Consider the following 12,785-nt stretch of genomic DNA (forward strand, 5'->3'; position numbering starts at 1 on the left):
TTAAACCAATGCGGCCCTTAAAATACTCACAGGGTGTTTAGCGCTGCGTTTTGTTCCATCAAAGATCTGGTGGCGACAACTTGTACCATTTGCTGAAATGAGAATCTCCTCGGCGGCTTTTCTAACTACCGGGAACAAAGTTTGTTCCCCAATATTCATACTCACCTTGTAATGTTCTTTTTCGTATCCAAATGATCCCGCCATACCACAACAACCCGATGGAATGATGCTAACTTTATAATTCTTAGGTAGGTTAAGAACATCAAAAGTCACTGCCGTATTGGAAAGAGCTTTCTGATGGCAATGACCATGGATTTTAATAGTTTTTTCCTCTGTAGAAAATTGTTCCGGTTTTATATTACCAAGGGCGATTTCCTTTTTTAAAAATTCTTCAATAATGAAACAATTTTTTGCCAGTTTTTCGGCATCTATTTTTTCATCTGCAAGCCTTACATATTCATCCCGAAAAGTCAAAATCGCCGAAGGTTCCAGGCCGATTAGGGGAGTTTCGTCGGAGATGATATCCTTAAAAATATTGATGTTTTTATTAGCAAATCGCTTTGCTTCTTCCAGGAAACCTTTTGAAATATGGCTTCTACCACTTTCTTCGTGTTTTACAAATTTTACCCCGTAGTTGAGTTTATATAATAACTCTAAAGCATCAATTCCAATTTCTGAATCCAGGAAATTAGTAAATTCATCATTAAAAAAATAAATTGTTTTGATAGGATTCTCTGGTTGTAAACGCCTTTTATTCCTTTGATAGTAGTTTGCTAAAGTTTGTTTTGCTAAAATTGGTAAACTTCTTTGTGGTGCAACACCCATCATCTTTTTGGCAATGCCGGAGGTGATTCTGTTTTTAAAGAAAAAGTTCGCAACTCCAGGAGTTTTTGAGGCCAAACTATTCATTCTGGCGTTATGGGCAAAAGCTATGCTTCGTAAACTTTTGCCATTCTCTTTTTGATATTGATACTGGAATTCGGCCTTTAAAGCAGCCACATCTACACTAGAAGGACATTCGCTTTTACAACCTTTACAGCTAATACAAAGATCAAAAGCCTCTTTTATTTCCTCGTGATTAAATGGGTTCCTTTTATCTGAATTGGTTAAAAACTCTCTAAGTGTATTGGCGCGGGCGCGGGTGGTGTCTTTTTCATCCTTTGTAGCGCGATAACTGGGGCACATCGTACCGCCCGCTTCAGAAGATTTTCTACAATCGCCACTGCCATTGCATTTTTCGGACAGCTTTAGAATTCCTTCTGATTCCGAGAAATTCATCAAAGTTGAAATTTCCGGTTCTTTTCTATCTACTTCATAGCGAAGCGAGGTGTCCATTGGCGCCGAATCAGTGATCTTTCCAGGGTTAAAAATATTATGTGGATCAAAAGTGAATTTAATATCGCGGAGCATCTGATAATTTTTAGGCCCAATCATCATTTTAATAAACTCTGCTCTTACCCTACCGTCTCCGTGCTCTCCGCTTAAGGAACCATTGTATTTTTTCACTAGCTTAGCGACATCAGTGGTAATGCTCCTGAAGAGTTTTACATCTTGAGATTTCTTTAAATTTAGAATTGGACGTAAATGAATTTCTCCGGCTCCGGCATGGGCATAATAAACTGCATCCTGCCCGTAGTTCTTCATGATTTCTGCAAACTCTGCAATATAATCAGCTAAATATGGAATGGCCACTGCCGTATCTTCAATACACGCCACAGCTTTTTTATCTCCGATGATATTGCCTAGCAAACCAAGGCCGGCTTTGCGCAATTCCATCGCGAGTTCGATTTGGCCACCCATTAAAACTGGATAGGCATAACTTAAATTGGAGGCTTTTAATGTTTCCAGCACACGCTGACTTTGCTCCTGGACTTCCCCGGTTGTATTAGCCCTTATTTCCAGCATTAAAATAGCTTTGGGATCACCTTCAATAAAAAAGCGGTTTTCCTTATACTTCAAGTTTTGTTTGGTACAATCCAGAATGGTTTTATCCATCATCTCACAGGTGTATAGGGAATGTTCCATTACCGGAACTACGGCTTGCATACAACTTTCGATACTGTCAAAATGCGCAGCAATCATCGCTGCCTCGGGGGGCTGCAAATCATCCAGTTTCAAAGTAATTTCGGTGATGAAGGCTAAAGTACCTTCACTTCCACAAAGTAGCTTGCATAAATTTAAAGGCTCATTAGAACCTTCATAAAAAACTTCAGCATAAAGTAATTCATCTATAGCATAACCAGTATTTCTTCTATGTAAACTTTTAGGTGGATATTTCTCAATTAGCTCTTTTTTATTTTCTTCTGAGGATAAATGCTTATCAATGTTACGATAGATCTCGCCTTCTAAATTATCCAATTTTAATTTTTCAAAAAATTCTTCCGCAGAAAGGTTCTTAAATTCTGCCTCACTTCCGTCACTGAGAATTGTTTTGAGAGAAATCAGTTTTTCACGGGTTGTACCATACTTAATAGAAGTGGTTCCACTGGAATTATTGCCCACCATTCCACCTATCATACAACGATTGGATGTTGACGTATTGGGACCAAAAAAAAGCCCGTATTTCTCTAAAACCCTGTTTAAATCATCCCGAATAACACCGGGTTGTACCAATACCGTTTTGGCACTTGTATCAATTTTTATGATTTTGGTAAAATGCTTAGAAACATCTACCACGATCCCATCGCCCACGCATTGGCCTGCCAATGAAGTTCCAGCTGTTCTAGGGATTAATGAAGTTTTATTATCTTTTGCAAATTTAATAAGCTTCTTTAAATCATTTTCGTTTTTTGGATAGCAAACAGCTAAAGGCATTTCGCGATATACAGATGCATCGGTAGCGTAGATTGAACGCCATAGGTTATCGTCAAATAACTGACCATCAATTTGCTGGGATAATTGGTTGAGTTTTTCTTTCATAATGCTGGGTTAAAAATAGAAAAATTCCCTAAAAGCGGTTAACAGATTCTTAAACAATATTAACAATACATTAGCTTCACTTGCGTTTTGGATGAGGTTTTAACATTTAAATTTGCTAACAATTCTAAAAAACGCTAACAATGAAAAAATTATTTTTACTTGCCGCTTTTGTTATCGGCGCCACATTCTATAATCAAGCTGAAGCCCAAACGATTTCAGATAATGCTTTAGGACTAAGATTTGGTGGCGGTGATGGAGTTGGAGTCGAAATTTCCTACCAAAGAGCTCTAGGAGACGATAACAACCGTCTGGAACTGGATCTTGGATGGCGTGATGATTCTGATTATGATGCCTTTAAATTTACCGGACTTTACCAGTGGGTCTGGAATATTGAAGGTGGATTTAACTGGTATGCTGGTGCAGGTGCCGGACTTTTGGGAGTTGATGCAAATCCAGAATTTCGCGATGAAGATAGCGGAACTTATCTATTTCTTGCCGGTGATATTGGTATAGAATATAATTTTGATATCCCTTTAATGATTTCGCTAGATTTTAGACCTGAGTTTGGATTCTTTAGTGATAATGATGTCTTAAATGAATTCACACCGGATATCGCCCTTGGAGTTAGATACCAATTCTAAGTTAAAAGAATATTAGATTGAAAAAAAAGAGGCTATTGAGAAACAGCCTCTTTTTTTATACAGTAGTTTGTAATGCCTTTTCATAAACCTCTTCATAAAGCGGCATCACATTTTTTATATCAAATTTTTCTGCAATTTTTCTTGCGTTATTTTTAAATTTATTCAGGGTTTCCTCATTCTCAAGGATTTTTAAGGCGTTAGCAGCCATTCCCTGCACATCCCCAACATTGCTTAAATAACCGGAAATTCCTTCCTGATTAACCTCTGGCAAACCACCAGTGTTGGTTGAAATTACAGCCACGCCGTTAACCATAGCTTCCAAAGCCGAAAGCCCAAAACTTTCTTTTTCTGAAGGCAATAAAAATAAATCAGAAAAACATAAGATTTTGTCTATTTCGTGACTTTGCCCTAAAAACATAACTTTATCAGAAATATGAAGTTCATCTACGAGATCCTCAGCCATTTCTTTTTCAGGGCCTTCCCCCACCATCATTAATTTAGCATCTATCTTCTTTTGAACTTCATAAAAGATCTTAATCACATCATCAATACGCTTAACCTTTCTAAAATTACTGATATGGGTAATGATTTTTTCTTTTCTATCAGCCATCATTTCACGCTGACAATCGGTAAATTCTTTTTTATCGTATTTGCTGCAATCAATAAAATTAGGAATTACCTCAATTATATTCCTAATCTTAAAAAATTTCAAAGTGTCATCTTTTAAACTCTTAGATACCGATGTCACCACATCGCTGTTATTTATACTAAAAGTTACTGCAGGTTTGTAAAAAGGGTGATTCCCTACTAAAGTAATGTCAGTGCCGTGTAGCGTTGTTACCATAGGTAACCTTATCCCTTCCTCTGCAAGCATTTTTTTAGCCATATAACCAGCGTAGGCATGCGGAATTGCATAATGCACATGTAAAAGTTCAATGCCAAATTGTTTGACCACGTTTACCAATTTACTACTTAATGCAAGTTCATATGGTTGATAATGAAAAAGTGGATATTCTGGCACATGTACTTCGTGGAACCGCACATTGGCAGAAAGTTGATCTAAACGAACAGGTTGGCTGTAGGTTACAAAATGTATTTCATGACCGCGTTTGGCAAGAGCTAGACCAAGCTCTGTCGCAACCACGCCGCTACCTCCAAAGGTAGGATAACAAACAATAGCTATTTTCATCAACTTTGATTTACTCACTAAATGAGGATATTTTCGGGGGTAAGTGCCCGGTTTTATTATTTTTTAATTTCTCTCTTGCAAATCGGCCAAAATTTAGCGGCTAATAATCTATAGAGTCATATATAATTTCCTGTATTTTTGATCTTACATCTTCTCTAATCAATTCTCTATTGGTAGCGTCCGGAAAAGTTCTGTTAGACAAAAATACATAAACAATTTCTTCTTCAGGATCGGCCCAGGCGAAGGTGCCTGTAAAGCCACTATGCCCAAAACTTTCCATAGAAACACAATCACAGGTTGGACCCGAACTACCAAGCTGTGGTTTGTCGAAACCAACCCCTCGCCTTACATCTTGTTCGCAATAATAACAAGTGTTGAACTTGGAAATGGTTTCCTCCTTAAGATATCTTTTGCCTCCGTAGGTTCCACTATTAAGATAAACCTGCATTATTTTGGCTACGTCGTTGGCATTGCTAAAAAGACCAGCATGTCCACCAATTCCACCCTGCAAAGCCGCACCCTGGTCATGGACTTCCCCGTGCACAAGCTGTTTGCGCCAAAGCTTATCTATTTCTGTAGGAACAATTTGTTCTAAAGGAAATCTTGAAGAAGGCAAATAACCTGTATGTGTAGCTCCCAAAGGCTTATATATTTTTTTTTGAGTTAGATTATGCAAGGTCTGACCATAGTAGCCTTCCAAGTAATATTTAAGGATATAAAAGGGCAAATCGCTGTACTTATACTCTAAAGAGCGTTCTAACTCACTCTCCTTAATAATATTTATGATTGAATCCTGCATATCATTTCTGAGAAACATGTTGTCGGCCACCCGGGTATTGAATGAATCGGAAGCAACTTCCCTGAAATAATGTTTTGAAAGTGACCTTGTTTTTCTGTCAATTGTATTAATATGAAAAGGAATCCAGGATTTTAACCGAGCATAATGCATCAGCATATCTTGCAACCGTATATTCGATTTGTTAGAATTCTGAAAAACAGGCATCATTTCCCCTAACTTTGTGTCAAAATTGATTATACCTTCTTCCTCTAACCCCATAATAAGGGGTAAGGTTGCTAAGATTTTTGTCAAGGAGGCCAAATCATAAACAGAAGTATCTGAAACCGGAATTTGTTTTTCGTAGGTGTGATAACCAAAATTTTTATTATAAATAACTTTTCCTTTTCTAGCTATTAAGATTTGGGCACCGGGAGTCATTTCTTTTTCAATAGCTTCAGTAATTATACTGTCTATTCGACTTAATTTATAGGAATTCAAACCAACACTTTCAGGCGTACCATAGGCCAACCTATTTAAATTAGTTGTTTGATAACCTGTCCCTTCAGGAAAATTATTCCCTATGCTTACTGGAAGTTTACCCCTGGCTTCAATTGCACCAAAAATTAATTGGGCCGCCTTTTGCTGTGCAATAGGATGATTTTGATAATTTATCAGAATCCCATCCAGCTCGTTTACACCGCGCAATTCTCTCAATGCATATGGACTTGAAAACAGACTTAAAACTGCATTGTTTTCTGTCGAAATTTGATTGATCCAATGCAATTCTGCTGTGGAAAATTTATAAGAAGCCCATGGATTGCTGTTTGATTTATGATAGCCTAAAATTACTAAATCATATTGCTTTAGTTTTTGCTGCAAATTATTAAGACTCGGCGCAGTAACCCAATCAACATTGGCGTATTTCCTTAATTCTGTTAAAAATGGTTTTCCATCGGCATCTCCAAAATTTACATAAGCAATCTTAGTGTCAGCGAGATTTTCTATAGGTAAAACACCCTTATTGTTCTTGATGAGGGTAAGTGCATTTTCATAAAGTTCTTCCAATAAAACTTCGTCACGTACGGTATTTAATTCCTCAATAAGAAAATTTTCTCGGAGCTTTTTTTGTTTATGCAAACCTGCTTTATATTTAGCCTGAAGAATCTTTTTTACAGAATGTGCCAGTCTTCCGGGAGAAATAATATTATTTTTAAACGCATTTATTAACACTTCTGAAGCCACATCGATTTTTTCAGGCATTAAAAGCATATCGTTCCCAGCCAGAAAAGCTCTTAACTCTGCATCTCCGGGTTCGCTATTATTGGTGAGACCTTTCATATTCAGGGCGTCAGTAAAAACCAGCCCTTTAAAATTCATTTTATCTTTTAAAAGATCAGTGATAATCGCTCTTGAAAGTGATGATGGTGTTTTATTATTTTCCTGAAGTGCTGGAATATTTAAGTGGCCAGCCATAACACTGGTAAGCCCATGGACGATTAATGGATAATAGGGATACAATTCTACACTATCCAGCCTTTCTTTAGTAAATGGAATAGTGGGTAAAGTTTTATGCGAGTCGGAATCTGTATCGCCATGACCAGGAAAATGTTTAGCACTGGAGAGCATGCCTTCCCGATGCATTCCATGCATAAAAGCCAGTGATTTTTCGGCTACGTTTACTTTATTCTCGCCAAAACTTCGATTTCCTATAATCGGGTTATTTGGATTGGTATTAATATCCACTACGGGTGCAAAATTAATATGCACCCCCAATCTTTCTGTATGACGTGAAATGGCCGCCCCGGCTGCTTCGATTAAATTATTATCCTGGATAGCTCCAAGAGTCATATTCCAAGGAAGAGCAAAAGTAGAATCAAGACGCATAGCCAACCCCCATTCTGCATCCATTCCAATAAGCAGAGGTGTTGTGGAAAGTTCTTGAAACTCATTGGTTAATTTTGCCTGTCGAAGAGGCCCACCACTAGAGAAAATAACGCCCCCAACATGTTCTTCAGCTATTTGCTTTTTAGCCTCCTTGATATAAGATTGGCCGCTTTCAGAGGAAACACTTATCATAAACAATTGACCTATTTTTTCTTGAAGGCTCAATGAATTATAAATGCTATCTACCCATTCTTTCTGTGCTATAGGATCTTCGGCCAGTAAAGGATTGTTTTGAGCAGACAGCGCTAGGGAAGCAAGTAAAAAATAGGCTAAAAAAAAGACTTTCGGAGCGGAAGTAAATTTCATTAATGAATAAAACGCTTATGCCAACTTTCAGACGCGGGTACCTCCCAGTCTGTAAGAAATTCAGCTTTGTTATTTACAAGATTATTAAATACAATGGTTTTAGAGGAAACCGCTTTCTCTTTAGCCATTTTTCTAAAATCGGTTAGACTTTTATAGGCTATGAATTCTCCTTGTTTGTAGGATACATTCATTTTATCTAAAAGATCCACCCCAAATTCCTTCTCTAATTGCTGAATAAAATGAACGGAAGCATCTATAGAACAACCAGTGGCTGCATTGAGCTCCTGGTTTAATGATAGAATAATAAATCGTTTATATTTTATAAGATAACCAGCCTGCAAGTCGGCTCCGTGAGCAGTCCACTGTGTAATGAACTGGTCTAGACGGGATTGAATTTCTTCCAGCTCTTCAGCTGTAAAAGATCGATTTGCCTGATATATCCAAACCCTTGAAGAATCAGGTAGATTTTCGAATGGTACTAACATAAATAGCTAAAATTATATTTTTACAAAACTAATTGATTTAGCTCTTGTCTCAAGTATAGATCGGGCTTTTAACGTTTGATTCTTTCCATAAAAATGAAAGGTAAAATACTTAAAGCCCGAGCAGAAACCTCAAGCTTATTTAATATAATAAAATTAATTTCGAATATTTATTAAAGATCGTGAGCGTTTGCAATAAGTTCAGCAACATCCATTACTGCTACATTAGCTTCCTGATTTTTCCCTTTTACTCCATCGGTCATCATGGTATTGCAAAAAGGACAACCAGCAGCAATAACTTCAGGTTTAACTTCCATTGCCTGCTCTGTACGTTCAATATTAACGTCCTTATTTCCAGGTTCTGGCTCTTTAAACATCTGCCCACCACCGGCACCGCAACAAAGTCCGTTGGATTTGCATTTGCGCATTTCAACCAGCTCTACTTCCAGTTTTCTTAACAAATCACGTGGAGCTTCATATTCCCCGTTGCCCCGGCCTAAATAGCAAGGATCGTGAAAAGTGATCCGTTTGCCTTTAAACTTTCCACCTTGAACTTTTAATTTACCTTCCTCTAGCAAGGCTTTCAAAAATTGCGTGTGGTGCATAACTTCGTAATTCCCACCCAAAGCAGGATATTCGTTTTTTATAGTATTAAAACAGTGCGGACATGCCGTAACAACTTTTTCAATTTCATAAGCGTTAAGGACTTCGATATTAGCAGTTGCCTGCATTTGAAAAAGAAATTCGTTTCCAGCACGTTTTGCAGGATCACCTGTACAACTTTCCTCAGTACCTAGAACAGCAAAATCTACCCCGGCTTCGTGTAACAACTTTACAAAAGCCTTGGTTATTTTTTTTGCCCTGTCATCAAAACTACCGGCGCAACCAACCCAAAATAAGACCTCGGGTTTTTTACCTTCAGCCATATATTCAGCCATTGTGGGTACTTTTAACGTTTCTGCCATATCTAATTCCTTTTAATTATTAAAAAGACTTTCCAGTCTTGTAATTTCAAAAATGAGAAAATCCTCTATTAAATATCAGAGAAAATCAATTTTCTTTTGCCCAGTTCAGTCTATCCTGCTGGTTGTAAGGCCAGGGAGCTCCATTGTTTTCAATATTGGTCATCGCAATGGCTAATTCATTTGGTGCGGCACTCTCTTCCATCACCAAATAGCGACGCATATCTATAATTATAGAAAGTGGATCTATACCTACAGGACAAGCTTCCACACAAGCATTACAACTAGTGCAGGCCCAAAGTTCTTCCCTTAATATAAAATCATCCAACAATTGTTTGCCATTGTCTTCGTATTTTCCTTTTGTATTAATGATTTCTCCTACTTCTTCCAGCCTATCCCTGGTATCCATCATAATTTTTCTTGGAGAAAGTTTTTTACCGGTTTGATTTGCTGGGCATTCTGCAGTACATCTTCCGCATTCGGTACAAGTATATGAATTCAATAGCTGAACTTGATTAAGGTCAAAAACATCTGAAGCACCAAACTTATCGGGTTCTGCCTGGTCTTCTTCTGCAGGAGCAGCAAAAGGATCGGCATTGGGATCCATCATTAATTTAACTTCATCGGTAACCGATTGCAAGTTGTTTAACTCTCCCTGAGGCTTAAGTTTTGAAAAATAAACATTTGGAAAGGCTAGTAAGATGTGCAAATGCTTAGAGTAATAAAGGTAATTCAGGAAAAATAGGATTCCTAAAATATGTAACCACCAGGCTGCTCTTTCTATTAAAATTAGCGAAGAATTGCTCATCCCATCAAAAATAGGTAACAGAAACTGGCTGATTGGAAAGCTACCGGTTATTCCAGCTTCACTGGCATAATAAGAGGCTCCATTTAACTGAAGTTGATAATCTGTAGCATTCATTACCAAGAAAAGCAACATTAGTACCATTTCAAAATAAAGAATGTAATTGGCATCGTTCTTAGGCCAACCTTTCAATTCCCGGCTTAGAAAACGATAAATGTTTAAGATATTTCTTCTTACCCAGAAAATGATAACTCCTATTAAAACAAGCAAGGCCAGAATTTCAAAGGAAGCAATTAGCACATTGTAAAAACCACCCATAAAGGAAAGGATGCGGTGAGTACCGAACAAACCATCAATTATAATTTCAAGAACTTCAATATTTATAATGATAAAACCTAGATAAACAATGACGTGAAGAAAACCTGAAACCGGCTTTTTTACCATTTTGCTTTGGCCAAAGGCAATCCTTGCCATTTTTTTAAAGCGCTCTCCCTTATTATCAGTTCTATCAATTGCCTTTCCTAATTTGATATTTCTTAATAATCGACGAATATTACGCGCAAAAAAGCTAATACCAGCAATTAAGGCTATTAAAAATAAGACCTGAAAAATAATTTGCATAGTTGGCTATTTTAATGAATCCTCTACCTCTGGTTCCTGATATGGTTCGGGATTTTTGCCGAAGACTGAGAAATGTACGTATCGTTTTGGGTTTAGTTTTACATCTTGTAAAAGCTGCTCCAACTGTTTAGTGGCATTATCCAGGTTATTATATACACCATCATCATTAATTAACTTTCCTAGAGTACCTTCCTTATTATTCAATTTATCCGAAACATTTTCGAAATCTGCCACCACTTTTTCAAGGTTATTGGTAATTCTTCCGATATCCATTTGCGTTAGGGTATCTGAGAAATTATTGAAATTCGTAGTCATTTCATCTAGGTTGGTAAAGGTTCTATCTAATTCATCCGAATTTCTACCAACAATACCTTCCAGAGTATTCGCGGTAACTTTAAAAGAAGAAACAGTAGCATTCAGGTCTTCAAAGGTGTCTCTGATATTGTGCCTCGTACTGTCGTTTAGAATCTTATTGATGGCAGTAACAAGAGAATCAGCACTAACAATAGTATTCTCCACTTTTTCCTGAAGTGGTGTTAATCGATCGTTTACTAATTCCATAATACCTTCCTCTGTATCACTTTTTAAAGTATCCCCTGATTTTGCTATATCACCCATTTGGTATTTAGGAAGAATAGCTAAGGATTTTCCACCAATTATATTACCACCATAAATTTGGGCAATACTATTTTCTGAAAACTTAAAATCATTTTCTACTGTAAATTTTACTAAAAGTGTGCCTTGAGAATCAAGAAAGCTTATTTTCGTTACCTGCCCTACTTTTAATCCGTTTATAGTAACGGCTGAAGAAGGGGAAAGCCCTGCGACATCATTATAGACTGCATAAAAAACCCTACTGGATTCCAACAGGTTTTTACCTTTTAAGAAGCTATAACCAAAAATAAGTAAGAGGATAGCAATAATTGCTAATAATGCAGTTTTTACTTCACGTGTAAATTTCAAAAGCTATTTTTTTAAGATAAACACAAATTTAGAAATAAAAATACAAAGGTAGGGCGAATTTACTTTGATTTTAACGCCTCATTAACTGTAATCTTGGAGCCATCCTTAAAGGCAACAATGTAGCTGGAAGGATAACCATTTTGTTTAGCCTGGTGGTGAAGTTTGTTTATTTCAAGATAATCTGAAGTCTCACCATAATAATACTTATACATACCATCCTCTCTGGCTCGCTCCACATTTTGTAGACCTTTGAAATTATAAGACTTAGTTTCCAGACGTTTAGAACCTGCGGCAAGTTGAATTTTAAAAATAATGTCCTTATAAATCTCACTTTCTGAATTAACATTATTTGAGGAAACATTCCCAATATTTTCCAGACTGGATAGATTTATACTATTAGCGTATTTCTCTATAGCAGCAACAATTGCAGCCGCCATTTTATTTTGCCCGGTATTACTATTTAAATAAGGGCCTTCGTGATCGTTTGTTAAAAAGCCAGTTTCTATAAGCACACTGGGCATCACTGCATTTTTAAGAACTAAAAATCCAGCTTGTTTTACTCCCCTGTTTTTTCTATTTAATTCATTAGTGAAATTTTTCTGCACATAATCAGCTAAAAGGATACTTTGATTCAAATATTCTTCCTGCATCAAAGCCATTCCTATATAAGATTCAGGAGAATTAGGATTAAAGCCCCCATAAGTTACTTCGTAATCCTCCTCAAGAAATATTACCGAGTTCTCCTTTTTGGCCACTTCAAAATTTTCTTGGGTTTTATGAAGTCCTAACACAAAAGTTTCGGTACCATAGGCCTGAGAATTATGCGAGTTACAATGAACAGATACAAACAAATCAGCATTGGCGTCATTGGCTATTTTCGCCCTTTTATCCAAAGGGATAAAAACATCAGAATCCCGGGTATAAATCACTTCAATACCCTCTTTTTTCTCTAAAGCTTCCCCAATTTTTAAAATAATATTCAGGGCAATTTCCTTTTCCTTAAAACCATTACCCATATTCCCTGGGTCTTTACCTCCATGGCCGGCATCCAAAACCACTACAAAACGGTCTCGCGGTTTTTCGCAAGCAGCAGACAAACTTGATAAGCTTACAAGAAAAATAAGGAAAAATACGAAAAGTTTAAGTAGGTTCGTTCTCATAAAAAGGTAACGCTA

9 protein-coding genes are annotated in these 12,785 nt (G+C 37.0%); 1 reads left to right on the forward strand and 8 read right to left on the reverse strand.

Translation table 11 applies throughout. From position 1 onward, the window contains the following. Positions 1 to 2,919, reverse strand: a complete 2,919-nt coding sequence (locus DET49_RS06010) for an FAD-binding and (Fe-S)-binding domain-containing protein (RefSeq protein ID WP_133547191.1) — start codon at positions 2,917 to 2,919, stop codon at positions 1 to 3. A 140-nt stretch (positions 2,920 to 3,059) separates the two neighbouring features. On the opposite strand from DET49_RS06010, the gene DET49_RS06015 reads away from it, so the two are divergent. Continuing rightward, complete coding sequence (locus DET49_RS06015) at positions 3,060 to 3,560, forward strand: hypothetical protein (RefSeq protein ID WP_133547192.1); 501 nt, start codon at positions 3,060 to 3,062, stop codon at positions 3,558 to 3,560. Positions 3,561 to 3,615: 55 nt separating this feature from the next. Here the strand turns inward: DET49_RS06015 and bshA are convergent, their stop codons facing one another. From bshA to DET49_RS06050, 7 genes are all read right to left on the reverse strand, one after another. Further along, on the reverse strand, positions 3,616 to 4,749 hold the full coding sequence (gene bshA / locus DET49_RS06020; RefSeq protein WP_133547193.1) for an N-acetyl-alpha-D-glucosaminyl L-malate synthase BshA: 1,134 nt from the start codon (positions 4,747 to 4,749) through the stop codon (positions 3,616 to 3,618). A 100-nt stretch (positions 4,750 to 4,849) separates the two neighbouring features. Beyond that, positions 4,850 to 7,777, reverse strand: coding sequence for a glycoside hydrolase family 3 N-terminal domain-containing protein (locus tag DET49_RS06025; RefSeq protein ID WP_133547194.1), 2,928 nt, complete (start codon positions 7,775 to 7,777; stop codon positions 4,850 to 4,852). Continuing rightward, complete coding sequence (locus DET49_RS06030; RefSeq protein ID WP_133547195.1) at positions 7,777 to 8,262, reverse strand: ABC transporter ATPase; 486 nt, start codon at positions 8,260 to 8,262, stop codon at positions 7,777 to 7,779. Before DET49_RS06030 ends, DET49_RS06025 begins: the two co-directional genes overlap by 1 nt. Positions 8,263 to 8,432: 170 nt before the next feature. Next, on the reverse strand, positions 8,433 to 9,224 hold the full coding sequence (locus DET49_RS06035; protein ID WP_133547196.1) for a (Fe-S)-binding protein: 792 nt from the start codon (positions 9,222 to 9,224) through the stop codon (positions 8,433 to 8,435). 85 nt (positions 9,225 to 9,309) lie between these two features. Further along, complete coding sequence (locus tag DET49_RS06040) at positions 9,310 to 10,647, reverse strand: (Fe-S)-binding protein (RefSeq protein WP_133547197.1); 1,338 nt, start codon at positions 10,645 to 10,647, stop codon at positions 9,310 to 9,312. A gap of 6 nt (positions 10,648 to 10,653) precedes the next feature. Next, on the reverse strand, positions 10,654 to 11,610 hold the full coding sequence (locus DET49_RS06045; RefSeq protein ID WP_133547198.1) for an MlaD family protein: 957 nt from the start codon (positions 11,608 to 11,610) through the stop codon (positions 10,654 to 10,656). A gap of 59 nt (positions 11,611 to 11,669) precedes the next feature. Beyond that, entirely contained in the window at positions 11,670 to 12,770 is a 1,101-nt protein-coding gene (locus tag DET49_RS06050; RefSeq protein ID WP_133547199.1) for an N-acetylmuramoyl-L-alanine amidase, read from the reverse strand. Between the last annotated feature and the right edge of the window lie 15 nt (positions 12,771 to 12,785).

The organism is Salegentibacter sp. 24 (assembly GCF_004362395.1).
Classification (GTDB): Bacteria; Bacteroidota; Bacteroidia; order Flavobacteriales; family Flavobacteriaceae; genus Salegentibacter.